The sequence below is a fragment of the Chitinophagales bacterium genome (genome assembly GCA_041392475.1).
In the GTDB taxonomy this organism is placed as follows: Bacteria; Bacteroidota; Bacteroidia; order Chitinophagales; family UBA2359; genus JAUHXA01.
In genome coordinates this window covers 1,947,578-1,973,549 of sequence record JAWKLZ010000001.1, presented here as the reverse complement: position 1 = coordinate 1,973,549, position 25,972 = coordinate 1,947,578, and the positions used below count along the sequence as shown (strand labels likewise).

Sequence of the window (25,972 nt, the reverse complement as noted above, 5' to 3'; positions counted from 1 at the left end):
GTTATATTAATTTTTCTGCCAATTCCTTCATCCTTTCCATTCTTGCCTTTTCGTTCGCCATCATCCACGGGTCTTGTGAAAGTTTGTCGTAAGCTAATTTAAAATAAGGCTTTGCTTTCTCTTTTTGCTGCAATGTCCAGTAACATTCTGCAATTTCCTCCCAAATATAACCCGATGAATCCACACCCTTCGATTTTGCCAATGCCTTTTGCTGCAATTGTAGTGCATCTTCCACACGCCCCAAAGAACGGTAAGCTCTCGCAATACACCATTTGGCAATACCTACACTTCGCTCATTTCCATATTCTTGTTGCCACTCCAATGCTTTTTCAAATAAGCTCAATGCCTTTTCATACGCTTTTTTATCGTGGTAAGACCAACCCATGTTGTTGTAGAGCGAACCCAACCAAAGTTTTGTTCTTTTGTCCTGCGATTTTTCAGCCAATGCCATTGCTTTTTCTTCCCACTTCAATTTTTCATCAGGGCGAGCAATTTCTGCAAAAGCAATCATGTGCAGTGCATCTACAGCATAATAATCTTCTGCAACCGATTCTGCCAATTGCCATGCTTCGGTAAACAAAGGAATTGCTTTTTCTGGTTGGTTTGAAGAGTTGAAAACCCTCCCTCTTTCGAGTAAATAACGAATTTTTACCCTGTGTTCCTCTCCATGGTTTTGCAGCCATGCTTCAATACCATCTAAGGTCAAATGCGCTGCTTCAAATTTACGCTGTAAACCTTGTGTGCGAGCGATTTGGGTAAGCAACTCAGCCTCGTAAGCCTCATTTTTTGCAGCCTCTGCTTGTGGAATAAGCTCACGAAATTTGGCTTCCGTTTCTTGCGGATTGCTGTAATTCCAGAGTTTGTTAAAATCAGGTAGTTCTATCATTTGATTGAAATTTTAATCATTTAAGTGAAATGTTTAGCAGGACTTTTGAAGATTTATTCTCAAAAATAAGTGATTTTCAGGTATAAACTTCAAAAGCCTTCATTTCATATATCAAAATTCACCGAAACACTTGTAGAAACGGGTATGGCTTGACAAGTCAAAATATACCCTTCTTTTATTTCGCTTTCGGTCAGCGCATAATCTACCTTCATGTCCACTTGTCCTTCTAATAAGGAAGCCCTACAAGTCGTACAAACACCTGATTCACACATAAAAGGCACATCCAAATCTTGTTTCAAACAAGCGGCCAAAATGGTTTCTCTTTTTTGAATCGGCACATGATGAGGTTGTCCATTCAAAACGACCATTGCAGGGATTACTTCCTCATCATCCAAACTGATTTTTGCAGGAATGTTAAGTTTTTCAGCAGCATTTTCCAAGTGTTTGCGGTGAGCAGCCATTTCTTGGGCTTGTTTACTCATATCAAAGTATTCAACGTGGATTTGATTGAAGTCAATTCCTAAATTTTTCAACAATGCACTTTCAACGGTTTGCATCATTGCAGTAGGACCACAAATAAAATGTTCGGAATCCTTCAATTGTCCATCATAGTTTTGCTGCAAAAAAGTAGTGTAATCACTTGGTTTGTAAAAATTTCGCAATCCTTTCCAGTTTTTTGTTGCTTTGGTGAAAATGGGATAGAAGACAAATTTTTCTCCAAACTGATACTGCAATTGCTGCAATTCATCCCAATAAATCGCCAGTTGTTGGTTTCGGTTGGTATAGAATAATGTGATTTTATGCGCTGTATTTTGTGTTAACAAACACTTCAAAATCGAAATAATGGGGGTGATGCCGCTGCCTGCTGCATATAAAAAATAGTTTTTCGGCTGTAATGTTTGGCTTGGACTGAAATCTCCTAATGGCGGAAAAACTTCCAGTTCATCTCCTTTTCGCAGCGTATCTACCAAAAAACCAGATACCAAGCCGCCTACTTTTCGTTTGATGCAAATGCGAAAATAATTATCTGTTGCCGAGCAACTTGATAAGGAATATGACCGCAAGATGAACCGTCCCAATATGCGTATTCGCAAGGTGATGTATTGACCTGCTTTGTAGGTAAAAATGCTTTGTAAATGTTCAGGAATCTCAAAATAAACCGAAATTGCGTGCCGGTTTTCTTGGGCGATATTTGAGATTTTGAGGGTGTGGAATTGTGGTTGTTTGTTGGATGTGGACATTGTATTGTTTTTCTTCTAATTGGTAAAGGTAAGGATTGAAGTAGAAAAACAAAAAGCCCCAACGGTATTTTACCATTGGGGCTTTTTTATTTCAAGAATATCGAATATCCAACTTACGCCACCGTTTCTTCCTGACGCTCAGGGCGCAAAGAACGAACCGCACGACCAGCTGTCCACATTTCAGAATTGTGAATTTCATCCAATTCCACTTGCAGTTTTTCACGGTAGTCCGCTTTGCTGTTTGCTTCAATGGTAATCTTCGCTTCATTACCAGAAGCCACACTTTCGTACAAAGCCTTGAACACAGGAGCAGTCGCATCACGGAAACGGTCTTTCCAATCCAAAGCACCCCGTTGAGCCGTAGTTGAGCAGTTGGCATACATCCAATCCATGCCATTTTCACCCACCAAACGAATCAAACTTTGGGTCAATTCCTCAACTGTTTCATTGAAAGCCTCACTTGGAGAATGTCCATTTTTGCGGAGTTCATTGTATTGTGCTTCCATGATACCTGCAACAGCACCCATCAAAACACCCCTTTCGCCTACCAAATCACTCGTCACCTCTTTTTTGAAAGTCGTTTCAAACAAGTAACCAGAACCAACGCCAATACCCAGTGCAATTACCCTCTCATAAGCTCTGCCAGTCGCATCTTGGTGAATCGCAAAGCTCGAATTGATACCTTGACCAGCCACAAACAAACGGCGCACACTCGTACCCGAACCTTTTGGGGCAACCAAGATAACATCCACACCTTCAGGAGCTTCAACGCCTGTTTGGTCTTTGTAAGTAATCGCAAAACCGTGTGAAAAGTACAAGGCTTTGCCTGGAGTCAAGTAGGGCTTCATTGTAGGCCAAACAGCGATTTGACCAGCATCTGACAAGAGACTTTGAATCACTGTACCTTGCCGGCAAGCCTCTTCAATTTCAAACAAAGTTTCGCCTTCTACCCAGCCGTCGGCCAAAGCTTTGTCCCAAGTTTTAGACCCTTTTCGTTGTCCAACGATTACATTGAAGCCATTGTCTCGCAAGTTCAAAGCCTGTGCAGGTCCTTGAACTCCATAACCAATAATTGCAATAACTTCATCTTTTAGCACTTCTCGTGCTTTCTCTAAAGGAAATTCTTCACGGGTGACAACGTTTTCTACCGTTCCACCAAAGTTAATTTTAGCCATTTTTAAAAATTGTTATTATTGTTGAATTGCTAAATTGTTGTTAATGTTAGTATTGTTAAATTGTTCTTTTCAAAAAAATCTGTGTCTCAGTGCCTCTGTGTTCAATTGAATCAAAAAAGCATCTGCGAAATCTGCACCAACCCCAAAAATCTACGGTTCAGAACTCATTTTCCACAGGCTTTACATCCTTCAATATCAACTGCATAATGGTGACATCTATCCATTTACCATTCAAATAGCCGACCTCTTTTTGTGTACCGACCATCTCATAACCAAGCTTTAGATTGTATTCGATGCTTGCGGTATTCGTTGACCAGATTTTAGCGACTAAATGATGGTATTTCAATTCTTTGCAAATTTCGATAATTAGCTTTTTCATCTTCGTACCATAACCTTTTCCTATTTCACTATTTTTGAAGTAAACAGCTGTTTCACAGGTTGTTCGATAGCCCACTCGGTCACTATATTTTTTGATAATGCCCCATCCCACTACTTTTCCCTCTACTTCTGCTACTTTCATCAATTCTCGTTCACCAAATTTGTGGTACCAACCTTCAATATCTTCTGTAGTTCGCCGAACAGCATCCATTGTAGCCGTATAAGCCAAAGTATGCTCATTGTAAATATCGGCTACTGCCTGAGCATCCGATAATTCAAAGGCTCGTATGGTGATCATATTAGTTGTTTTTATTAATGATTGCCATTTATTTTTGCCACAAAATCCTCCAGTTGTTCATGGTGTTCCATGCTGTAATCTTCTTCGTAGTTGTTCATGGTTGGCAATTGTGGTATGATTTCTCGAAGTGGAATACTTCTCACTGTTAAGGCTACTCGCCCAGAACGTGCATATTCTACCTCACCAAAGCTGCTGAGTTCTCCCAAAAATGCCTCCAACGCTTCTCGGTTGCCTGTTTTTTCGAAGACAATCATGTTACCAGAACGTGCCAATTCTCTTGCAGCATATTTTGCAGCCAGCATCCGCACATTGTTGGCATATTGTTCTTCAATCATTTCTATTTTGAATAGACCTAATTGCGTAGAAACGAGCATGTTGTCTGTGTGGAAATCTGCATGAATGACCTCTATAATTTTGCGAATTTGTTTCACCACTTTGTTTACCATATCTTCTGTTTCACGAACAACTATGGTGAAACGAAAAACACCTTTTTTCTCTGTTTCTGAGACGTTTAGGGTTTGGATGCTGATGTGGCGGCGGGTAAAAATTGCAGTGATACGGCTTAATAAACCAACTGTGTTTTCTGTATAAGCCGTGATGGTATATATATTTTTCATTTTAAAATGGATATTTAGATATTGGATAATAGGATATTGAGAAAGTACAAATTTCAAGTATCAAATCCAAATATAATTTTGAAGTTGATGGTTCATCTATGTTTTTAGTGGAATGACTAAGATTTTTGAAGTTTTCTTTTAATAAAAAACTGATTTTCAAATACTTTTTATTTTTAAGAATAAACTTCAAAAGTCTCCTGCCACCAAAATTTCCCATGAACTTTTGAATTTTATTGCGGTCTCTCCAATATGATTTCAAAAACTGCCTTACCAGAAGGTACCATTGGAAATACATTTTCCTCTTTTTCGACCACAACTTCCAACAAGAACGATTCTTTACTGTCCAACATTTCTTGAAGAGCTGCATCTAAATCTTCTCTTTGTGTCACCTTTTTGGCTTCAATGCCAAAACCTTTGGTAATTGCAATGAAATCAGGGTTTTGCAGTTCGACAAAAGAATATCGGTTTTCAAAAAACAATTGTTGCCATTGACGCACCATTCCTAAATATCCATTGTTCAAAATAACGATTTTGACTGGCAGACCTGATTGGTGAATCGTTCCGAGTTCTTGAATAGTCATTTGAAAACAACCATCTCCAATGATGGCAATGACCTCTCTATCTTTGTCCGCAAATTTGCAGCCCAAAGACGCAGGCAGTGCATAACCCATTGTACCTAAGCCGCCAGAAGTTGCCCACCCGTCGGTTTTGGTGTATTTGTAGTAGCGAGCAGTCGCCATTTGATGTTGTCCAACATCGGGAACAATGATGGCTTCTCCTTTCGTTTTTTCGGAAATACGGCGGATTACTTCACCCATTTTGATACCTCCTTCGGTTGGATACAAGCAGTTTTTGATGACTTTCTCGTATTCGATTCGATCACATTCATGGTACTTCGCTAACCATTCAGGATGTTTTTGTTTGTGAATCAGAGGAATCAATTTTTCGAGCGCATCTTTGGCATCGGCATTGATAGCCACTGTTGTCTTCACATTTTTGTCAATCTCAGATGGGTCAATTTCGATGTGTATCACCTTTGCTTGTGTCGCAAAACGGCTAACATCGCCTGTGATTCGATCGTCAAACCTCATTCCTATGGCAATCAACACATCACATTCGGCACTCAATAAATTGGGGCCATAATTACCATGCATTCCTGGCATTCCTACATTGAGAGGGTGATCAGTGTCCAAACAAGAAAGCCCTTGAAGTGTGCAAGCTGTTGGAATACCTGCTTTTTCGATAAATGTCTTCAATTCTTTTTGTGCGCCTGAAATCAACACACCTTGTCCCGCCAACAAATAAGGTCGCTTACATTCGTTGATGAGTTTTGCAGCTGCTTCCAAATGCGACAGTTTTGCTTTGGGTTTGGGCCAATAGGTCTTGATTTTTGGAGCTTTGTTGTATTCAAATTCCAAAGTTTCCAACTGAGCATTTTTGGTTATATCAATCATTACGGGGCCTGGGCGGCCTGTACTCGCAATGTAAAAAGCCTTTGCCATCACTTCTGGAATTTCTGAAGCCTTGGTGATTTGATAGCTCCATTTGGTGACAGGCATCGTCACACCTACTACATCTGTTTCTTGAAAAGCATCTGTACCTAACAAATCTTTAGATACTTGTCCACTAATACATACAAGTGGCGTGGAATCCATGAGTGCATCCGCCAAACCTGTCACCAAATTGGTAGCTCCTGGCCCAGAAGTCACCAAACATACGCCCGGCTTGTGTTTGATACGGGCATAACCTTCTGCTGCATGAGAAGCTCCCTGCTCGTGTCGCACCAAAACGTGCAAAATTTGTTCTTGATAATGGTACAAGGCATCGTAAACAGGCATGATGGCACCTCCAGGATAGCCAAACATGACATCTACTCCTTCTTCAATCAAGCATAAAATCAAGGCCTCTGCGCCTGAAACGATTTTTTTCTGCTTTGGTTGAGGTTCTTTTCCAACTGCCAATTTTTTTGAAGCAGTTGTTTGTTTCTTATCTTTATTTGTTAATTGCTTCATGCCGTTTATTTTTAAATGTTTTTTTTTGTTTTAGTGTTCTAAAGTGTTGGGGTGTTTGAGTTTTACATTTGCATTTTAAATTTTCCTCACTCCCCATCTGTCACACATCCCTCTGATGCAGACGAAACGAGTTTGTAATATTTATATAAAATCCCATGTTTCACATTTGGTTCAGGCTGCTGCCAATTCGCTTTTCTTGCTGCAATTTCTTCATCCGACAAATGGGCTTCAATGACATTGTTCACCGCATCAATCGTGATTTTGTCGCCATCTTTCAGTAAACCCAACAAACCACCAATATGCGCTTCGGGAGTGATGTGTCCTACCACAAAACCATGTGTGCCTCCCGAAAAACGACCATCTGTAATCAATGCCACATCTTTACCAAGACCAGCACCCATAATTGCAGCAGTTGGTTTCAACATTTCGGGCATACCTGGAGAACCTTTAGGTCCTTCAAAACGAATCACAATCACATTGCCCTTTTTCACCTCGCCAGCTTGAATCCCTTCAATCGCATCTTCCTCACAGTCATACACCTTTGCAGTTCCTTCAAATTTTTCGCCTTCTTTACCTGTGATTTTCGCCACTGAACCACCTTCAGCCAAGTTACCATACAAGATTTGCAGGTGTCCAGATGGTTTCAATGGGTTGTCAAAAGCGTGAATGATGTCTTGATTTGCAGGGAAATCAGGTAAATCCGCCACGTTTTCTGCCAAAGTTTTGCCTGTCACGGTCAAACAATCACCGTGTAAATATCCTTCCTTCAACAACATTTTCATCACCGCAGGTACTCCTCCAATTAGGTGCAAATCCTCCATCAAATATTTACCGCTTGGCTTCAAATCTGCCAAATAAGGTGTTTTGTCACTGATTCGCTGCACATCTTTGATTGTCAGAGGAATATTTGCAGATTTTGCCATTGCGATAAGGTGTAAAACCGCATTGGTCGAGCCACCTAAAACCATTACCATTGTCAGCGCATTTTCAAAGGCTTCAAAGGTCATAATGTCGCTCGGTTTGATGTCTCTTTCGAGCAACAAACGCATGGCAGCCCCCGCATCCAAACATTCTTTTTGTTTTTCGATACTCAAAGCAGGATTGGAGGAACTATATGGAAGGCTCATTCCCAAGGCTTCAATTGCCGAACTCATCGTATTGGCGGTGTACATTCCGCCACATGCTCCTGCACCTGGACAAGCATTTTGGATCACCCCTTTGAAGTCTTCGGGGGTAATTGTATCTGCAAATTTTTCACCCAAAGCTTCAAAAGCCGACACAATGTCTAATGTGCGGGTTTTCCACTTTCCAGAGTGAATCGTACCTCCATAGACCATGATGGACGGGCGATTGATGCGTCCCATTGCCATCACCGAACCTGGCATATTTTTGTCGCAACCTACTACTGCAATCAAACCATCATACCACTGTGCATTTACCACCACTTCAATTGAATCTGCAATAATATCTCTCGAAGGAAGAGAATAGTGCATCCCATCTGTTCCCATCGAAATCCCATCACTTACGCCAATACTGTGAAAAATCAACCCTACTAAATCACTCGATACCACGCCTTTTTTCACTTCTTTCGCCAAATCATTGAGGTGCATATTGCAGGTATTTCCCTCATAACCTGTGCTGACGATTCCGACTTGTGCTTTCTTCATGTCCTCTTCCGTCAAGCCAATACCGTAAAGCATGGCTTGTGCTGCGGGTTGTCCTTCATCTTGTGTGATTCGTTTGCTGTATTTGTTCAGTTGCATATTTTTTTTGTGTTGGTGTTTTGAGGTGTTGGTGTTTTAATATTTTAGGTTTTGTTGATTACTTGAATTTACCCTACATGGTAGTGCTACAATTTCGCCATTTCATAATATTTTAAAAATAGATAATCTCTGGCTCTTGCATATTGACCAATTTTCGGTAATTGTTTGCCAACATTTTACCCATGGTGTGGTCAAAATCTTCTGTCATTTTATTTCCTTCAATAGATTGAATAGGTACAACTTCAACAGCTGTTCCTGTCAGAAAGGCTCCTTTCACCCCCTCCAATTCTTCTGGTTTGAATTTTCCTTCTACTACTTCAATGCCAATTTCTTTTGCCAATTGAATAATGGTTTTTCGGGTAATCCCTGGTAGAATATTGCCTTTCTCGGGGGTATAGAGTTTGTCGTTTTTTTCAAAGAAAAAATTGGAACTGGGTCCTTGTGCAATGTAACCTTCATCGTCTAACATCAATGCTTCGTCATAGCCTGCTGCTTTTGCTTTTCGAGTGGCCAAAATCGAATTGACATAATAACCACTGATTTTCCCGTCTCCGTGAAAAGCAGGTTGCTTCAATCGGTGATAAGGTGAAATGTGTAGGTTCAGATGTGGAGCATGGTAATATTTTTTCCATTTGAAGGCCACAATCAATACTTTGGGTTCTTGACTCGGAACCAAACCCATTTGGTCGCCTCCATATACCAAAGGTCGGACATAGGCATCTGTCAAGTTGTTGCGGTGCAGGAGTTCGTGACTTGCTTCAATTAGCTCTTCGTACGAATAGGGGATTTCTAAATCCAATGCCTCTGCTGAGCGAAAAAAGCGTTTGAAATGCTCTTTTGCCTTAAAAAGTACAATACCATGTTCGGTGCCGTAGGCTCTGATTCCTTCAAAAGCGGCATATCCATAATGCAGTGCTTGTGAATAAAAACTTGCTCCATTGTTTTTTGCTTTTAGAAAAGCACCATTGTGAAAAACGTAATTTTTGTCGGTAGTGTACATGTTGTTTGTCGTTTTCTTGGTTAAAGTTCAGTTTTGTAAATATTCTATTTTTTTTAAATTCGCTATTGTATAAAATCATGCTAAAAAAAAAGCCATCCTCGTTAATCAGGGATGGCTGTTATGAATACTTTAAATTCTATCAAATTTGGTTCACATACCTACCCCTGAAATGGTTCGCTGACGACAACGATGACCACAATAACAGAAGTGATGAGTATGTTAAAAAAAGAGTTCATCAATTTTTTATGATTTTTTTGAACTGATAAAACAAAGGTAAAGCATATTTTTAAATTATCCGCAATTTATTTAAGCATTTTTTGCGAATTTTTCATTTATTGTTTTACTTTGAAAAGTTGCTAATATTTCAGAACATATTAAGTAATCTTAAAGATACGACCATTTTTTTTATTTCTCAAAACTTAGAAATGGTCAAAATTAGAATCCCAATGAATAAAGAATAAAGTCCGAAAACTCTGATTGAAAAGTGTTTTTTATTCGTTACTTAGTCTTCCATTTCTCCATTATCCCAACTTCTTTTACTTCGAGATCTTCTGGCACTCCATTTTTTACCGAACTCCAAATCTTTATCCCAAGTTTCAAACATATTTGGTCGCTCCACAAATAACGGCTTTTGAATCACATTCACCTTACTTTGAGGCATCAATTCTTCGGGAATGTGGAGGAGGTTTTTGGTACGGGTGACAGCTACATACAAAACGTTGATTTCCTCCAATAGTTTTTGTTTCGGTAAATCACTTTCCTTGCTTTCTTTCATTATTTTCAACAAAGTCGCTTCGTTCAAAAAATCGTTTTCGAGTGTCACCACATCGTATTCCATGCCTTTGCAGCGGTGAACGGTCGAAAAAACCATATCGGCATTGTGTTTTTCCTCATCCACAAGGTGCATATTCTTAATCGTTTGAATGTGTGTTGGCAAAGAATTACGGTATTTTTTGACCACATCCACCACCATTTTCATGCTCCTATCTTCCGTTTTTTCGATGTAATCTTCCAGTTCCGACATGCTGTTCATGCTCTTAATCAGTTTGTCTCGAATCCCTTTGCGGCGACCATTGTAGAGACTCAACACATCGTAAATCGAAGCCCCTTCATCAGCGTAAGTATAACTGTTGATATTGCCTTCAAAGTACAAGTTTTTGATTTCCTTTTCTTCTACTGCCAACTCGATTGCCTTGACCAATAAAGCCAAATTGCTGCGTGCCAAAGTTGCCTGTGTTTTCACTGCATCATTGTTGCCAATTCCTTTGATATCAATATCTTGGTAGTTGGTGAGGTATTTTTTCCATTGCAGAATTTTACCCGCCAAACTCGCTACATCTGCTTCAAATCGAAAACTGTTGCTCAGATTGAAGGAAGGATAATCCACTTTTTCCAAAGAATTGACGGCATACCGCCATCCATAGATTTGTTGATGTGTGTCGCCCACAATGACCTTGGTGCCTTTTTGCTTCAAAAATACTTCGAGCATGGCAGAAGATGCGTCTTGGCCTTCGTCAAATAGAATGTAATTGTAGGGTAGAACGGGCTGCGATAACTGAAATTTTTTGAGGTAAAAATCGTGGGTAATGTCTATTTCTCCTCGCTCCATTTTTGCCAAAAATAAGCGTGTGTATTGCAGAATATCATCGTAGAAGTTTTGGACAAAAACCCTTGCTTTTGGTTCAGCAATGACATCTAAGTAGTTGAGATTTTTGACTTTTTTGGCGGTGCTATTGCAGAAATAACTGACAAATTGTTGGACGTGATTGGCAATGACGTATTCGGTATGTTTTTCTTTGTAGCCTTTGATTTCGAGCAAATCTTTGATTTCGTGGGTCTTGTAGCCTGGGGCATTGATATTGTAGCCGCTGTTTTTGACAATGTGGTGGTAGGCAAGCGAATGGGCAGTTTCGACCTGTACGTTGTTGAGTCCTTTGTCGGTAAACTTTTGGATGGCCTCCAATTTGACCGATTTGTTGAAGGCTAAGTACAAAATACGGCTTTGCTTCGGGCGACTTCGGGCGTATTCTATTACCGTTGTCGTTTTGCCCGAACCCGCCACAGCATTTATTTTGATATTGCCTGTGCTGTGTATGATGGCTTGTTGTTCGTTGGTTAGGTTCATATTGGAGGGATAAAATTAACCAATTCTTTTACATTTTGTCGAGATTGTAAAAGAAATGGTGGTGATGAAAATTCCGTATTAAGATTTGAATATTATTTAAAAACATTTAGGATATTTGGGTCATTAAAAACAATCAATTTGCTCATTAAGAAAAACAAACTATAAAATGCCGAGAAAGAAGAAGAATGATATTGTTCCTTCATATGATAAATTACTAATGCCGACTTTAAAAGCACTTAAAGAACTTGGAGGCTCAGGCTCTATTGAAGAAATAAATGAGCAAGTGTATGAAATAATAGAGTTGAGTGAGGATATTCTTCAAATGCCTCACGATGATAATGGAGTGCAAACAGAAATTGAATATAGGCTTGCTTGGGCAAGGACATACCTAAAAAAATATGGCTTAATTAATAACTCTTCAAGGGGTATCTGGGCAATAATTGATGCAGAAATAGACATTAAAAATCTTACTTCTAATGAAATAGTTAGGGCCGTTAGAGCCTCAAGTAAAAAGAAATTATCTGAAAATAAGCCATTAAAAGACCATAAAAAAGTTGAAAATGAAATAGAAGAAGATTTAGAAGAAGAGATTGAATGGAAAGAAGAATTGCTGGATGTTCTTCAAAATATTGATCCAAGTGCTTTTGAAAGGCTGTGTCAGAGATTATTACGAGAAAGTGGGTTTACACAAGTTGAAGTAACAGGTAAAGTTGGAGATGGTGGAATTGACGGAAAAGGCATTGTACGTATAAGCGGGTTTTTAAGTTTTCATGTTATATTTCAATGTAAAAGATACAAAGGGAGCATTACTTCAAGTCAAATAAGAGATTTCCGTGGGGCTATGCAGGGTAGAGCTGATAAAGGTTTATTCATCACGACAGGTGTGTTTACTAGAGATGCCATAAAAGAAGCCACAAGAGATGGTGCTCCCCCAATAGATTTAATTGAGGGAGAATTACTTTGCGAAAAATTGAAAGAATTTGGATTGGGAGTAAAAACTGAACTAATTGAAAAAATAACAATTACTGAAGATTGGTTCAAAAAAATCTAATGAATCATCCTCACCACATCACCGAAGCCCCCTTCTGATTGATTTTCGAGATAAACACTTTGCAGTCAATCCCTTTGTTTGTCAAGGTTTTCGCCATCAAATCACCTACTTGATGTGCTTTACTTTCGTTGTCTGAAAACGCAAACATGGAAGGACCCGAACCTGAAATTCCAAAAGCAAATGCGCCCGCATACATAGCGGCATTGCGAACACTCTGAAAGCCTGGAATGAGGGAAGAACGGTAAGGTTCCGCCAGCACATCTACCATGCTGCGCCCCAACAATGCCAAATCATTTTGGTACAATCCTGCAATGAATCCACCCAAATTTCCCGTTTGGGTAATCGCTGTCTTCATGCTCACCTCTTTCGGAAGGATTTCACGAGCAGCTTTGGTGAGAATCTCTACATGAGGATGCACGACCGTACAGTAAAGGCTATCAGGTACAGGTAGTTCGATGATGTCTATGGGGGCATAACTCCGAATCAATACCACGCCTCCCAACAAGCAAGGCGCAACATTGTCGGCATGACGGGCACCACTCGCAACGGCTTCACCGTCTATCGCAAAGTCGAGCAGTTCTTTTTTGGTTAACGGCATCCCAATCAAATGATTTGCAGCGACTACGGCTGCTACGGCACTTGCAGCACTTGATCCCAAGCCACTGCCAAAAGGCATTTTTTTGTGGATAATAATGTCTATTCCTTTTTCATAGTTGAGGTGTTGTACCAAAGACAATACTGCTTTGCTTGCTGTATTGAGTTCTACTTCAAAAGGCAATTTTCCTTCATCTCCTGTGATTTCTACGATTCGTACTTCTCCAATCTCATTGAATTGTACGCTGACTTCGTCGCCTGGCGCATCGACTGCCAATCCTAATACATCGAATCCGCAACTGACATTGGCTATTGAAGCGGGGGCATAAGCTGTGACCATCTTTTTTTGTGTTAATGTTTATGATAGATAATTACTAATAGCGATAATCTCCGCAAAAACCCCCGCAGCAGTCACTTCCGCACCCGCACCAGGCCCTTTCACCACAAGCGGACGCTCCTTGTAGCGTTCAGTGGTGAACACAATCATGTTGTCGCTACCCGAAAGACCGTAAAAAGGATTGCTGCTGTCGACTGATTTCAGAGAAACCTTTGCGCCCTCTTCGGTGATAGTCGCCAAAAATCGGAGTACTTTCCCTTCCTTTGCAGCAACATCCCGCATATTAGAAAAATGAGCTTCATTTTCCTCCAACGCTTCAAAAAATTCTGGCACCGTCACCGCATCAACACAGGCTTGCGGCAAAATATTCTCTACTTCAATCTCCTCCATTTCGATTTCCATCCCAATTTCACGTGCTAAGATAAGGGCTTTTCTCGCCACATCCTTACCACTCAAATCATCTCGTGGATCGGGTTCGGTATAACCACGTTCTTTGGCTTCTCTGACGACTTCAGTAAATACGGCATCTCCCACAAACGAATTGAAGATAAACGAAAGAGAACCAGATAATACAGCTTCAATTTGCAGCACCTTGTCGCCGCTTTTCAACAAATCACCCAAAGTGCTAATAACAGGTAAACCTGCGCCCACATTGGTTTCGTACAAAAACTGAACACCATACTTGTTCGCCAACGCCTTGTATTCTACATAGTTGTTGTATTGGCTTGAATTGGCGATTTTGTTGGGAGTGACAATCGAAACACTTGCACCCAAAATGGTTTTGTAGTGCTGAATCGGGTTGGGGCTTGCAGTACAGTCAATGAAAATGCTGTTGGGCAAATTCATCGCAATCATCTGTTGAACAAAGCCATTCAAATCCGCTTTTTCACCCATTTCCTGCAAATGCTCCTGCCAATTGGCAAACTCAATTCCTTCCTCGTCAAACAACATTTTGCGGGTATTGGTCGCTGCTGCCAACTTCAATTCGATGGATTGCGTATTGCGTAAGTAAGTTGCTTGTCGTTGGATTTGCTGCACAAGTGTTGCGCCAATCAAACCCGTTCCGACCAAAAATAGGTGAATGGATTTGGTATCCGATAAAAAGAAGGCACTGTGTAAAGCGTTGAGAGTCTTGGCATCGTCTTCTTGCGAAACGACCACTGAAATGTTCAACTCCGAAGAACCCTGTGCAATCGCTCGTGCGTTGATACCGTTTTTGGCCAATGCCGAAAACATACGCCCTGCTATGCCAATGGTATTTTTCATATTGGAGCCAATAACCGCTACAATACACAAATTCTTTTCCACTTTCACCTCGTCAATTTGATGCAAGCGCATTTCATAAGCAAAAGCCGTTTCAATGGCTTTTTTTGCAGCATCTGCTTGTATTGGCTTGACAGCAAAACAAATAGAATGTTCGGAAGATGCTTGGGTAATCAAAATGATGTTGATGTTGTGCTGCGCCAAAACGGTGAACAAACGCCCTGCCATGCCTGTCACCCCAATCAATCCGCTTCCTTCCACACTTATCAAAGCCACATTGCCGATAGACGAAATTCCTTTGACGGGTCGTTTGTCTTTTGAAGTGAAGCCAATCAAAGTACCAGAGAAAGTAGGATTGAAGGTATTGCGAATCCGAATCGGAATGCGTTTGTCGAGAGCAGGTTGAACTGTTGGAGGATGGATTACCTTTGCGCCAAAATGCGACATTTCGAGTGCCTCCTCATAGGTCATTTCTTGTAGCGAAAATGCTTTTTTCACCTTTCGAGGGTCGGCGGTCATCACACCGTCCACATCCGTCCAGATTTCCAATTCGCCTGCCCCCAAGCCTGCTGCCATGATGGAAGCTGTATAGTCTGAACCGCCTCTGCCAAGGGTTGTAGTGATGTTTTTGTCGTTGGAGGCAATGAAACCGCCCATTACAAACACGCCTTTTTTGTCGCCAATTGCCGATTGAATATTGGCATTGGTTTGGTCAAAATCTACTTTGGCATTCGTAAAGTCGCTATCGGTTTTGATGATGCTGCGGCTGTCCAAAAAAGTAGTACTGCCCATCGTTTCCTGCAAAAAGTGGGCAATCATGTAGGAAGAAAGCAACTCACCAAAACTTGCCACATAGTCTTTGATGCGTGGGGAAAGCTCTTTGATGAGGTACAAGCCCTGCAACATATTTTCGAGATTGCGGGTCTGTGCCTTCAAAAAGGGCAAGAAATTTCGCAAACCTTTATCAGAAAACAAACCTTCGGCTGCTCTTCGATGTCGGTACCGTAGTTCGTCAATTTGCTCTCTAAACTCCTCATTTCCTGCGGCTGCCATCGTTGCCATATCCAACAATGCATCCGTTGAACCACCCAAAGCAGATACAACGACTACAATGGTTTCACTTCGCTCTAAGGTGTTCTGAATGATTGTTTTGACCTGTTTGATTCTATCTGCATTGGCAACCGAAGTGCCTCCAAATTTTAAGACTATCATGTGCTTGGTAATGAAAATTAAAATATGAATGAAAATGAAAAGTTACACTTTGCGTATTCATTTCTCTTAAAAAGAAAAATACCATTTTTTCAAAAAAATGGTATTTCGTTGATTGAATCCGCAAAAATAGCAGCAATTTGTTGGAATCTGCAAATTTGGGTTGAAGATTTGTCAAATGGGTTTAGATTATTCAACAAACAAATCTGATTAGTTATTAGCCAAATCTATACAAAAATTTATAGATCTGGCTACTTATAGCGTTTTTTGAAGGATATTAGTAAAATATAGGCTTACTTTACGCAACATATTCTACTGTAAATCCGTCTTTCATAAAACCTATTTTGCAATCTGCCAAAATGTTCCTTTATGTCTTTCTTCAAAAACAAAATGCGTCCTTTAGAAATACCCAACCCTTGCGAAGAGTCATGGTCTGAAATGACCCCTGTTGAGCAAGGCAAATTCTGCAACAGTTGCCAAAAATGTGTAACCGACTTCACTTCAATGACTACAGCCGAAATAAAGGCTTACTTTCAAGAGAAGCAGGGTGCTGTTTGCGGTAGAATTGGTGTAAAACAGTTGGAAGCCCTCAATCAATCCCTTCAATCGGTTTCGTCTTGGCACAAGTGGAAATTGGCTGCGGCAACTTTGACGGGTCTGACTTTGGCCGTCCCTTCAATGGGACAAACGACAAGTGATGTTCCTTCAAAACCAGTGCAAAAAATCGAGTATAAAGGTTATTTTCATGCGCCTGAACAAGTGGAGAAAGTGCAGGTGGAGGTTGAAGAGAAGCAAAAACAGGCAGAAAAGTGGATTGTCGGGAAAATCGTGGATGCTGATACAAAGGAGACAGTGCCTTTTGTAAACGTTCACATAGTAGGAACAGATATTGGAACTACTTGCGATTTTGATGGGATATTTTCATTGACATTGAACGAGGAGAAGTTTTTCTATGATGCTCCAATCATTCTTCGTTTTGAATCTATTGGGTACGAAACTAGAGATTTAGAACTTAAAAAAATGCCCAATCAAGAATTAGAAGTGGCAATTTATTTAGACCCTATAATGATGGGTGATATGATTTCTTACAGAAAACCCAATATTTTCTCCCGCACTTGGTTCGGCATCAAAAACATATTTCGCAAAAAACATTAAAACTTTTACATTTACCGATTGTTCCAAAAGCACCAAACAATTAATTCACATAACTATATGAAAGCACCTCAAAATTTGAATGTATATATGCCCTTGATATTTGCCGTTGTGTTGATATTGGGGATGCAGTTGGGCTTCAAAATGTATGAAAAACTGCACGGGCAAGCTCCAAAAATGACCAACATGAGTGGTATTTCTGAATTGCAGGAGGTGTTCAATTACATAGATGCTAAATATGTAGATGGTGTGAACGATGGAAAGTTGGCGGAGTCTGCGATTGAAGCGGCATTGAAGGAGTTGGATCCTCACTCCAACTACATTTCACCCGAAGATTTGCAGGCGGTCAATGAGGATTTGCAGGGGAATTTTGAAGGAATTGGCGTAGAGTTTTCGATTGTAAATGATACCATAATGGTGGTAACGGCTATTGCAGGTGGACCTTCTGACAAATTGGGGATTCAATCGGGCGACCAGATTGTTGCGATTGAAGACAGTACGATTGCAGGGATTGGCATGACGAATGATAGAGTGGTCAAAAAACTGCGGGGTAATAAAGGTACGAGCGTAAATGTGAGCATCAAACGAAAGGGAGTCAATGATTTGTTGAAGTTTGACATCGAGCGAGACGACATTCCTTTGTACAGTGTGGATGTGAGTTATATGATGGACAACGAAACGGGTTATGTCAAAATCAACCGCTTTAGTCGAGATACCTACAATGAGTTTATGGATGCACTGTCGGTATTGAAGGAAAAGGGCATGGGAAAATTGATTTTGGACCTTCGCCAAAATCCTGGGGGGTACTTAACTGCTGCGGTGGACATTGCAGATGAATTTATTGACGGTCAAAAACTGCTGGTATATATGCAGGGACAACACTACAAGCGCAAGGAATACCGAGCAAAGCGAGCGGGATTGTTTGAGAGTGGTGATTTGGTGGTCTTGGTGGATGAAGGATCGGCTTCGGCAAGTGAAATCGTGTCGGGGGCGGTGCAGGATTGGGATAGAGGGATGATTTTGGGGCGACGTTCGTTTGGCAAAGGTTTGGTGCAGGAACAGTACGACCTTTCTAATGGCGGCGCACTCCGATTGACCGTGGCTCGCTACTATACGCCTACGGGTAGAAGTATTCAAAAGTCGTATGAGGGAGGTGTGGATGCTTACCGCAATGAAATCGTGGAACGTTATGAACATGGCGAATTGCAGAGTGCTGACAGTGTGAAGGTTCAGAATGATTCTTTGGTCTTCAAAACCTTGATTGACAAGCGCACAGTGTATGGCGGTGGAGGCATCATGCCTGATACTTTTGTGCCTTTGGATACTGCTCAAAACGAGGTATTTGTGATTGAAGTGCGGAGTAAAATTCCCGAATTTGCCTACGAACATTTCAGTAACAACCAATCTTACTACCGTGCTTTCAAATCGGTGAGTGAATACCGCAGCAATTATAGCGTTGACGAGGCTTTGTACGCTACGTTCAAAAGGTATATCAAGGAATCAAAATTGGAGTCGGATTATGATGAACTGGCGATGAATCGGGATAAGGAAATGTTCAAAACGTATATTAAAGCCTACATTGCCCGTCAGTTGTGGCACAACGATGGTTTCTATCCGATTGTGCATGAACTGGACGAAACGCTGAAAGAGGCTTACCAAAAAATTCACGGTACGGAAATGGCGAGTTATGGGTTTTGATTTGAATGAATTAGGAGAATTGTAGGTTGGTCTATATTCTTGGTTCTTAATTGTTTTTATGCACCGCAAGCCAAAAAAACATTTCATTTTTAAAAAAAAAGTGAAGGATGTTATTTGCAGTCTAAAAAGACTTCGTATATTTGCATCGGAGAGTTGGCAGAGCGGTCGAATGCGGTGGTCTTGAAAACCATTGTCTGTAACAGGACCAGGGGTTCGAATCCCTTACTCTCCGCCAAAAAATACAAAAGCTTGGAAGTCATATTGATTTCCAAGCTTTTTTTTGCTCTATTTTGAAGTTTATTCTTACAAGATGTGTCATGGAAAATTTGAAAACCAGAAAACTTCAAAAATATAGGTTTCTTAACTAAAAATCTATTTGAGCCAGATTTAGACTACTTGCCACCTTCTTCTTTGGCAGGTTTTGTACCCGTTGCCGTATTTTGTCCTATTTTTTCACCGTTTTTGTATTGGTATTCAATGGTCACATTTCCATCTTGATCATACCAACGAGCGTAACCATCTCTTTTACCATTTTTGAAAGTACCCGCTTCTTGAAGCTGCAAATTGCTGTAGTAGCGTTTGCGTTCTCCATCAATCTGGCCATTTTTATAATCGGTTTCTTCGCTGATACGTCCTCTGTCATACACAAAGACACGACCTTCCAAGTTGCCGTTTACATAAAAACCTTTTTCGGTGATATTTCCTCTGTCATCCATTACTAAGAAAAGTCCGTGCTTCACTCCATTTCTATAATTGGTAACACTTTCGAGCAAATGACTTTTCACACCTTTGTGGTATGTTGCCCAAGTGCCTTCACGTTGACCATTGAGTAGATCTCCTTCTTCTTCAATGTTTTCCTGAGCACCCACCTTGACGGCTTTCTGCATACCCGCCATGCCTGAATAGGGAGTTAGTGCATAATCACCTGCCTGAACTGCAGCGGGTTTTGGGGCAGCAGTGTTCGATCCTCCTCCGCAGGCGGTTAGTAAGCTTATAACCAAACAGAAACTTATAATTAAATTATTTTTCATAAGAAAATATATTTTGAAAGTTTGTTAAGAAATTGTTGGAATATCGCAGATTTTTTACTTAAAAAATTTTAAATATACTATTGCTATAATAACAATTATGAGCAATACCCGAAAAACCATCAATTGTTTTGTATTCATAACGATAATAATATAAATAGACTCTTTAAAGAGTATCAAAGAACCTAATAATTGCTATAATTATAAATTGCTTAATGTTGATTGAATTGCATCAAAGTTTGGCAAATCGCCCGCCGAAGCCAATACCTCAGCATATTGAACGACTCCGCTGCTATCTACTACAAAGGCAGAACGTTTGGCAACACCTTTCATACCCAATACAAATTCTTCATAAATGGTATCGTAAGCCGTTGCAGTGCTTTTGTTGAAGTCAGACAAAAGTGGGAAATTGATGTCGTTTTCGGCTTTGAATTTTTCTAAGGTGAACAGTGAATCTACAGAAATGCCTATTACCTCGGCATTGGCATTGTTGTAAAAATCCAATCCTCCGCTAACAGAACACAATTCAGTAGTACATACACCTGTGAATGCCAATGGGAAGAACAAAATTACCAAGTTTTTGCCTTTGTAATCAGCAAGAGATACTTCTTTCTTCTCGGTATTGTATAATGTAAAATTAGGGGCTTTATCGCCAACTTGTATAGCCATGATATTTTGTTTTTAAAAAAGTGAGTTGCAAATTTACTATTTTGATTGATTGCAGCAAAACGTGAATTGTAAAGGAATGTTAAAATGAAAAATCGGATAATTGCCAAAGCAGTTACCCGATTTTTAGTTCACTTTGATTAAGTCAAAGTTGAGTTTATTGGTTTCAACGAATACTTACCATTCTAAGCTAAGCTTATTTAGTTGCCACCAATTTGATACTCAAATCAAATTCGTCGTAAATGGTTTTGTCGCCCAATCCGTCAAAAAAGCTGCCTGAACCGTATTTTACATTGAAGTCAGAACGGTCAATAGTTGCATCTGTTGTTGCAGTCATTTCGCCTTCCTCTCCTTCGGTTAATTGAGCTTTTAGTTTAATTGATTTGGTGGTTTCTTTGATGGTCAGGTCACCGATTATTTTGTAATCGCCTTCTGTACCTCTTGAAACAACGCTGGTAATCACAAATTTAGCAGTAGGATAAGTGGCTACACCAAAAAAGTCGTCAGATGATAAATGACCTACCAATTTGTCTGCCCATTCTCCTTCCAAATCAGAACAAGAGATACTTGTCATATCAATTTCAAAGCTGCCACCGGTCAATGCCCCTTCGGTAAATTCGAGATTACCGTTTTTTACTGCAATGGTTCCTGTGTGAGAACCCAAAACTTTATACCCTTTCCACACTACTTCGCTTGCTTCGGTATCTACGGCATAGCTTGTAGATTCGGTTGGGGTGGTGTAAGAAGAACCCAAAAATGTGAAAAGAGTCAATAAAATGCTGAATGCAAATGTGTTTTTCATCTTAAAATGATTTTTTTAAAAAAAATGTTGAAAATTAATAAAATATTAAATTGATGAATCAGTAAATTCAATTGGCTCTTTTACAAATAATTATTTGCATTTGAGTTTTTTAATTTGAATTTTACTTAGTGTTATTCGCCTGATGTACCTCTCATTTTGTCAAGTAAGCCATTCAATGTTTGGGCTTCTTCAATGCTTAGGTTTTGTAAATGTTGAGTCAGATGTTCGTCAATTGCAGCAGATGCCAATTCAAGCAGTGTCATACCTTCTGCGGTCAACACTATGTCCACTCTTCTGCGGTCTTTTGGACATTCTTGGCGAATCACCAAGTTTTTTTTCCGAAGTTTTTCCACCAACCTCGAAGCATTTGACATTTTATCAATCATCCTTTTTTGCAGAAGTTTAACCGTGACCGCTTTCGGATGTTGCCCTTTGATTATTCGCAAAATGTTGAATTGTTGCCAAGTAATGTCATATTCTTTGAGCGATTGTGTGACTTCTTGTGAAAGCCATGCAGCAGTGAACAGAATGTTGATATGTGCTTTTTGATATTCACTTTTGAAGTGCCGTTGTTGTATTGCTTGTTCAATGTTCATTTTTTGCTACAAATTTGATGTAAATACAATTGATGTAGCAACATTGTTTATTTTTTTTGAAAAAAAAATCTAAATATGCACTTACTTTGTTGAATTGAGAGCGTTAGAGGTAGGAACAGGTTGTTCTGTATGAAGAAATTATAAGGTGATGCAGGGTCATTCAAAAGATTCACGAAATAAATGACAAATAGAATCGCTTAGGCAAATTCAAACAATACTTTGTAAGCAAGCGAATTAAATTTTGAAAGTGCCTAATTTAAAATTTTAGTTTGCCTTACAGACATTTGATAGCAATAGAATGGTACAGTTTAATTAAATTGCGTGAGGTAATTCACAAATACAAGTTATTTCTTAATAAACGAAAAAGTATGTTTTTCATTTATATTTTCAACAGATAGAATATAGTATCCTTCTGGAAAATTAGATACATCTATTTCCGCATTTTTAGTAACAAGAGGTTTTTGCAAAATTCTCTGACCTAAACAATTATAAATTGATAGAGAATTTTTATTTAAAAAGTTTAAACTCGTCTCTATTTTTAAACTTTTTTCTACTATTGTTGGATAAACTTTGATGGGAGAAGAGTCCAAAGTTTCTTCGATAGCTACAATTGAAGGTTCAAACTGATATACTGCTCTATTAGCGGGTAGAACCATTGGTGGTAAAGTTTGAGCATATAAATCAGAAAAGGAACTTACTGTTTTTATAATAGGATTGGTGTAGTCCGTAGTAAGAACAAATTTATTTTCTAAATCTTCTAAAGTGAAGTAGTCTGTGCAGTCTGTTGAATAATTTATTCCTATTATTGGCCCATCTACTACGAACCATTTAGCTGCATCAGCAGTATCTTCAATATACTTTTCCCCATATCGAAATTCAATGATTTGACTTGCTTCATGTAGCCATACTTGGAAACTGATGTATTCTTCATCACTCACACTCGCCCAAAAACCTGCTTTGTGCCATTCAATCTTAAAAATGCGATTTCCCACTTCTCCTTCAGTGAGATAGTGAATACGCGAACCTGGAGGTATTTCGTCTATATCATCCCAAAGTTCATTCAAATCGTCCATATCGGCATGAAAAGCGTATAGACTCGGAGCATAGGAATATTCTTTGTCCTCTCCTTCGTCCAATCCACAATTGGTGTAAAATTCTAAAATCCCCGAATAATCTATTGCTATGGAGTCGAATTTTTTTCCAGCTATTTCAAAGTTAAATCCTATGCTGGCAAAAATGAAGTATTCTATTGGCACTACATCATCCCATGACTTATTGTAAAATGCTGTAGTGCTTATCGTACTGTCAAGCGGTATGTACTCCTCAGTGAAATACTTAAAATCATATTCTATATCTTGGCAATATAAATTATAGTTAGAAACTAAACATATAATTATTATCCATAAGGGAAGTATCATTTTATTCATAATCTCGATATTTTAAATCTAATAGGCAAACGATAGGTAAGGTAAGTTCTCCAAACATCTTCTGTTATATTTCGCTGAATATTGCCTATTGTAGCTAAGTTCATATCGTGTTTTGTAATTACATAGTTCATATTGAAGGTATAACTATCTCCCAAACGTTTATACTTCCCTACACCAAAAACAATTTGACCCCATTTGCCAAAATCATTTTCAAGACCAATATCAAAACCTGCACTCACATTGGTAGTAGGGGACCAGAACTGGATAGCATATTCAACAGATTTATTATTTTGCTCTGTAAAATGTTTGTTGCTACGAATTCTTTCTGGCAAATCTATACCTATATTCACAGAACCTAATAACTTAATATTCTTATTTAAAGGAATTCTTCTTGTATAACGCAGAGGAATAGAAATAATGTTTATTGGAAATTGTATCCCCCCACCTATATAATCATTTGAAGTACCTACTCGATACCTTACAGGGATATTCCTTCGTATCATTGTTAAACCACTCCCCCAAGACACTTTGTTATTTCTTACATTATAGTCCAACTGAAAGGAGTAAAACATGGGATTACGTCCAAAATCGACTATTATATCACCTTGGTGTTGAGTCATTATGCCATTACTACTGAAATATTGAAAATTCAGTCCATTAGAATACGAAAAGGCAAGACTCACATTATTTTGAGCATTTAAGATGCTAATATTAAATAAAAACAGACAGTAGATGATTATTTTTTTCATAGATTTAATTGTTGAAATAGAAAAAATACACTTGCTGTATATTGCATCATACAGCAAGTATATTTTTTTAATTAAATAAATATCATAATGAGTAATTAGTCACAGGTAGTGTCATTTTCATACGTAATATGATAATTATACCCATTTTGATTAAAATTCTCATCCTCGATATAATAATCCGCATCCCACTCAAAATTTTCTTTCATTCGAATGTGATTGTCTTTATTAAATGAACCAGGATTACACCATTTAGCATCGAGATTCTTTTTTCTGCCATTAGTTGAATTAGTATTACCAGTAATATCTTCAGGGCTACTACATATACATTCGTTCTCATCTATTTTAAAAACTTCGCCTATAAAAGTTATTCTCATTCTACGTCTATCTGTTTTCCAACCATTTCCATTATTTTTCGGTTTATAGGCCTTCATTTTAGCTTTCACACAATGCTCCAATAGCCAGTTACGTTGAGCAGTTTTATATTTAAAATATCTAGGTTCTCCATCAAATGTATAATCATGGTTTTTCCAATCCTTATCAAAACTTTTCTCACAGCATACATCTGATTCTACCTTTATAGTTTTCTCAACCGTATATTGTTGATTGTCACTACAAGTAATGGTTAATCGCGCATCATAATTTCCGTTACAAGGATAGGTATGTGTAGGATTTTGCTCTGTACTTGTTTGTCCGTCCCCAAAGGTCCATAGCCAAGATACAACAGTTAGTGGATTTTGAGAAGTACTCAAATCCGTAAAGTTAACAATGGCATTTTGTCCTAGCGTAAAATCAAAATCTGCATTACAACCATCTCCCAATACGACAGACTTACATTGTCTATCTGAACACATATCATCCATACCTCCTGTACCCCCACCAGGTTCTACTTGAACTACTACTACACAAATCGAATAAACACCAGCAGTATTATATGTAAAAGTTTTAACTTCACCTGGGGTATTACTAGTAATCCCGTCCGCTGTCCAATAAATTTCTGTGTTAGGATCAGTAATAGTGTTATCTCCTGTATAGGAAACATTCACATTCCATCCAGTAATTATGGTATTAGTAGGGTCTAAAGGGTCGTATAATGGAGTTACACCATATTCAAAAGAAGCATCACAATTCAATACACTATTCAATTCTTCCACTCCTACATTTTCATGTCCATAGGGATCACCTCCATTTTCTAAGTCAGCTAGAGTTGTTTCATTGCCATCATATACCATATAGGCATAATTTTCATTGGGCAAATAAATAATAGTATCTCCGACCTGTATTATATTTTGAGGATTGAAAAAAGTCTGTGTCAAATCGTCTAATATAAATCCTTCTGGAATATCTATTGGATGAACTCCTTGGTCTAACAAAGTTAATTCTTGTACCTCTAAATGAGCTCTTAATGAAGAAAAATTAAGGTCGGCTTCAAAAGTCCTTAGTTCTATATCTTCATCAATAGTATCAACAGAGTTATTGTGAAGTTGTTCTAATTGAGTCTTTATTCTATGGAAGGTTGGAAAATCATCAAAAACTAAACGATTGTTAATATTTTGGACACCAATATATGTTTTTGAACTGCTCTTAATAGTTTTAGGAGGGAAAGACTGTTCATTTACTTGGTCTTCTTTCGTACAACTATAAGTTATAACAGCACACACACACACAACTATGCTAACAAATAATTTTAATTTTATGGTCATTTTTTATATAGTTTAAGATTAGAAATTATAATAAAAGTTTTTGTAGCTAAAAAAACATATTGTCTGCAAGGTACTATAAAAATGTAAATAAAGAAAACTTTATACTAAAAAAAATAAAATTATATTGAAGTTACTTACCGAATCAAATCTCTCGTTTTGTATTTCATCCTTAATTTTTTGAAAAATACATCTATTCATTATCAGA

General features: G+C 38.8%; 21 protein-coding genes and 1 tRNA gene. 4 read left to right on the top strand and 18 right to left on the bottom strand.

All coding sequences use genetic code 11. The features are described 5' to 3' along the window. Position 1 precedes the first annotated feature (1 nt). The 9 genes from R3E32_07135 to R3E32_07095 all read right to left on the bottom strand — a co-directional run bounded on the left by R3E32_07135 (position 2) and on the right by R3E32_07095 (position 11,495). On the bottom strand, positions 2-886 hold the full coding sequence (locus R3E32_07135) for a tetratricopeptide repeat protein (GenBank protein ID MEZ4884499.1): 885 nt from the start codon (positions 884-886) through the stop codon (positions 2-4). Between the two features lie 104 nt (positions 887-990). Beyond that, complete coding sequence (locus R3E32_07130; protein MEZ4884498.1) at positions 991-2,127, bottom strand: 2Fe-2S iron-sulfur cluster-binding protein; 1,137 nt, start codon at positions 2,125-2,127, stop codon at positions 991-993. 113 nt (positions 2,128-2,240) lie between these two features. Then, on the bottom strand, positions 2,241-3,302 hold the full coding sequence (ilvC, locus tag R3E32_07125) for a ketol-acid reductoisomerase (protein MEZ4884497.1): 1,062 nt from the start codon (positions 3,300-3,302) through the stop codon (positions 2,241-2,243). Between the two features lie 157 nt (positions 3,303-3,459). Further along, a complete protein-coding gene (locus tag R3E32_07120) occupies positions 3,460-3,978 on the bottom strand; it encodes an N-acetyltransferase family protein (protein MEZ4884496.1) in 519 nt (172 codons plus the stop codon). Positions 3,979-3,992: 14 nt separating this feature from the next. Further along, a complete protein-coding gene (ilvN, locus tag R3E32_07115; GenBank protein MEZ4884495.1) occupies positions 3,993-4,595 on the bottom strand; it encodes an acetolactate synthase small subunit in 603 nt (200 codons plus the stop codon). 230 nt (positions 4,596-4,825) lie between these two features. After that, positions 4,826-6,607, bottom strand: a complete 1,782-nt coding sequence (gene ilvB / locus R3E32_07110; GenBank protein ID MEZ4884494.1) for a biosynthetic-type acetolactate synthase large subunit — start codon at positions 6,605-6,607, stop codon at positions 4,826-4,828. 86 nt (positions 6,608-6,693) lie between these two features. Further along, positions 6,694-8,370 carry a dihydroxy-acid dehydratase gene (gene ilvD / locus R3E32_07105; protein MEZ4884493.1) on the bottom strand — a complete coding sequence of 559 codons (1,677 nt, stop codon included), beginning with the start codon at positions 8,368-8,370 and terminating at the stop codon, positions 6,694-6,696. Between the two features lie 112 nt (positions 8,371-8,482). Further along, positions 8,483-9,370, bottom strand: coding sequence for a branched-chain amino acid transaminase (locus tag R3E32_07100; protein MEZ4884492.1), 888 nt, complete (start codon positions 9,368-9,370; stop codon positions 8,483-8,485). A 502-nt stretch (positions 9,371-9,872) separates the two neighbouring features. Continuing rightward, the gene (locus R3E32_07095) at positions 9,873-11,495 is read right to left on the bottom strand and encodes a 3'-5' exonuclease (GenBank protein MEZ4884491.1); all 1,623 of its coding nucleotides are present in this window, start codon (positions 11,493-11,495) and stop codon (positions 9,873-9,875) included. Positions 11,496-11,661: 166 nt separating this feature from the next. Here R3E32_07095 and R3E32_07090 point away from each other — a divergent pair, with 166 nt between their 5' ends. After that, positions 11,662-12,546 (top strand): restriction endonuclease, encoded by an 885-nt coding sequence (locus R3E32_07090; GenBank protein ID MEZ4884490.1) that lies wholly within the window; start codon positions 11,662-11,664, stop codon positions 12,544-12,546. A gap of 10 nt (positions 12,547-12,556) precedes the next feature. Here R3E32_07090 and R3E32_07085 read toward each other — a convergent pair whose 3' ends face one another. Continuing rightward, positions 12,557-13,480: a homoserine kinase gene (locus tag R3E32_07085; GenBank protein ID MEZ4884489.1), complete on the bottom strand. Its 924-nt coding sequence runs from the start codon at positions 13,478-13,480 to the stop codon at positions 12,557-12,559. Between the two features lie 18 nt (positions 13,481-13,498). Next, positions 13,499-15,952 (bottom strand): bifunctional aspartate kinase/homoserine dehydrogenase I, encoded by a 2,454-nt coding sequence (gene thrA, locus R3E32_07080; GenBank protein MEZ4884488.1) that lies wholly within the window; start codon positions 15,950-15,952, stop codon positions 13,499-13,501. Positions 15,953-16,318: 366 nt separating this feature from the next. On the opposite strand from thrA, the gene R3E32_07075 reads away from it, so the two are divergent. The 3 genes from R3E32_07075 (at position 16,319) to R3E32_07065 (ending at position 19,034) form a co-directional block, all read left to right on the top strand. Beyond that, the gene (locus R3E32_07075) at positions 16,319-17,104 is read left to right on the top strand and encodes a carboxypeptidase-like regulatory domain-containing protein (GenBank protein MEZ4884487.1); all 786 of its coding nucleotides are present in this window, start codon (positions 16,319-16,321) and stop codon (positions 17,102-17,104) included. Positions 17,105-17,191: 87 nt separating this feature from the next. Continuing rightward, positions 17,192-18,799, top strand: a complete 1,608-nt coding sequence (locus tag R3E32_07070; GenBank protein ID MEZ4884486.1) for a S41 family peptidase — start codon at positions 17,192-17,194, stop codon at positions 18,797-18,799. Positions 18,800-18,946: 147 nt separating this feature from the next. Further along, positions 18,947-19,034, top strand: a tRNA-Ser gene (locus R3E32_07065). 157 nt (positions 19,035-19,191) lie between these two features. Here R3E32_07065 and R3E32_07060 read toward each other — a convergent pair. From R3E32_07060 to R3E32_07030, 7 genes are all read right to left on the bottom strand, one after another. Continuing rightward, positions 19,192-19,830 (bottom strand): toxin-antitoxin system YwqK family antitoxin, encoded by a 639-nt coding sequence (locus R3E32_07060; GenBank protein MEZ4884485.1) that lies wholly within the window; start codon positions 19,828-19,830, stop codon positions 19,192-19,194. Positions 19,831-20,028: 198 nt separating this feature from the next. Next, complete coding sequence (locus R3E32_07055) at positions 20,029-20,496, bottom strand: redoxin domain-containing protein (GenBank protein MEZ4884484.1); 468 nt, start codon at positions 20,494-20,496, stop codon at positions 20,029-20,031. Between the two features lie 193 nt (positions 20,497-20,689). Beyond that, complete coding sequence (locus R3E32_07050) at positions 20,690-21,295, bottom strand: YceI family protein (protein MEZ4884483.1); 606 nt, start codon at positions 21,293-21,295, stop codon at positions 20,690-20,692. A gap of 131 nt (positions 21,296-21,426) precedes the next feature. Beyond that, positions 21,427-21,891: a MarR family transcriptional regulator gene (locus R3E32_07045; protein MEZ4884482.1), complete on the bottom strand. Its 465-nt coding sequence runs from the start codon at positions 21,889-21,891 to the stop codon at positions 21,427-21,429. 344 nt (positions 21,892-22,235) lie between these two features. After that, complete coding sequence (locus tag R3E32_07040) at positions 22,236-23,318, bottom strand: T9SS type A sorting domain-containing protein (GenBank protein MEZ4884481.1); 1,083 nt, start codon at positions 23,316-23,318, stop codon at positions 22,236-22,238. Continuing rightward, the gene (locus R3E32_07035) at positions 23,315-24,067 is read right to left on the bottom strand and encodes a hypothetical protein (GenBank protein MEZ4884480.1); all 753 of its coding nucleotides are present in this window, start codon (positions 24,065-24,067) and stop codon (positions 23,315-23,317) included. The genes R3E32_07040 and R3E32_07035 overlap by 4 nt, the downstream gene beginning before the upstream one ends. Positions 24,068-24,162: 95 nt before the next feature. Next, positions 24,163-25,767, bottom strand: coding sequence for a PKD domain-containing protein (locus R3E32_07030; protein MEZ4884479.1), 1,605 nt, complete (start codon positions 25,765-25,767; stop codon positions 24,163-24,165). Between the last annotated feature and the right edge of the window lie 205 nt (positions 25,768-25,972).

Excerpts from the sequence above, each read along its gene's own strand:
- R3E32_07135 (MEZ4884499.1), bottom strand. The coding sequence starts at position 886 with ATGATAGAACTACCTGATTTTAACAAACTCTGGAATTACAGCAATCCG.
- R3E32_07130 (MEZ4884498.1), bottom strand. The coding sequence starts at position 2,127 with ATGTCCACATCCAACAAACAACCACAATTCCACACCCTCAAAATCTCA.
- ilvC (MEZ4884497.1), bottom strand. The coding sequence starts at position 3,302 with ATGGCTAAAATTAACTTTGGTGGAACGGTAGAAAACGTTGTCACCCGT.
- R3E32_07120 (MEZ4884496.1), bottom strand. The coding sequence starts at position 3,978 with ATGATCACCATACGAGCCTTTGAATTATCGGATGCTCAGGCAGTAGCC.
- ilvN (MEZ4884495.1), bottom strand. The coding sequence starts at position 4,595 with ATGAAAAATATATATACCATCACGGCTTATACAGAAAACACAGTTGGT.
- ilvB (MEZ4884494.1), bottom strand. The coding sequence starts at position 6,607 with ATGAAGCAATTAACAAATAAAGATAAGAAACAAACAACTGCTTCAAAA.
- ilvD (MEZ4884493.1), bottom strand. The coding sequence starts at position 8,370 with ATGCAACTGAACAAATACAGCAAACGAATCACACAAGATGAAGGACAA.
- R3E32_07100 (MEZ4884492.1), bottom strand. The coding sequence starts at position 9,370 with ATGTACACTACCGACAAAAATTACGTTTTTCACAATGGTGCTTTTCTA.
- R3E32_07095 (MEZ4884491.1), bottom strand. The coding sequence starts at position 11,495 with ATGAACCTAACCAACGAACAACAAGCCATCATACACAGCACAGGCAAT.
- R3E32_07090 (MEZ4884490.1), top strand. The coding sequence starts at position 11,662 with ATGCCGAGAAAGAAGAAGAATGATATTGTTCCTTCATATGATAAATTA.
- R3E32_07085 (MEZ4884489.1), bottom strand. The coding sequence starts at position 13,480 with ATGGTCACAGCTTATGCCCCCGCTTCAATAGCCAATGTCAGTTGCGGA.
- thrA (MEZ4884488.1), bottom strand. The coding sequence starts at position 15,952 with ATGATAGTCTTAAAATTTGGAGGCACTTCGGTTGCCAATGCAGATAGA.
- R3E32_07075 (MEZ4884487.1), top strand. The coding sequence starts at position 16,319 with ATGTCTTTCTTCAAAAACAAAATGCGTCCTTTAGAAATACCCAACCCT.
- R3E32_07070 (MEZ4884486.1), top strand. The coding sequence starts at position 17,192 with ATGCCCTTGATATTTGCCGTTGTGTTGATATTGGGGATGCAGTTGGGC.
- R3E32_07060 (MEZ4884485.1), bottom strand. The coding sequence starts at position 19,830 with ATGAAAAATAATTTAATTATAAGTTTCTGTTTGGTTATAAGCTTACTA.
- R3E32_07055 (MEZ4884484.1), bottom strand. The coding sequence starts at position 20,496 with ATGGCTATACAAGTTGGCGATAAAGCCCCTAATTTTACATTATACAAT.
- R3E32_07050 (MEZ4884483.1), bottom strand. The coding sequence starts at position 21,295 with ATGAAAAACACATTTGCATTCAGCATTTTATTGACTCTTTTCACATTT.
- R3E32_07045 (MEZ4884482.1), bottom strand. The coding sequence starts at position 21,891 with ATGAACATTGAACAAGCAATACAACAACGGCACTTCAAAAGTGAATAT.
- R3E32_07040 (MEZ4884481.1), bottom strand. The coding sequence starts at position 23,318 with ATGAATAAAATGATACTTCCCTTATGGATAATAATTATATGTTTAGTT.
- R3E32_07035 (MEZ4884480.1), bottom strand. The coding sequence starts at position 24,067 with ATGAAAAAAATAATCATCTACTGTCTGTTTTTATTTAATATTAGCATC.
- R3E32_07030 (MEZ4884479.1), bottom strand. The coding sequence starts at position 25,767 with ATGACCATAAAATTAAAATTATTTGTTAGCATAGTTGTGTGTGTGTGT.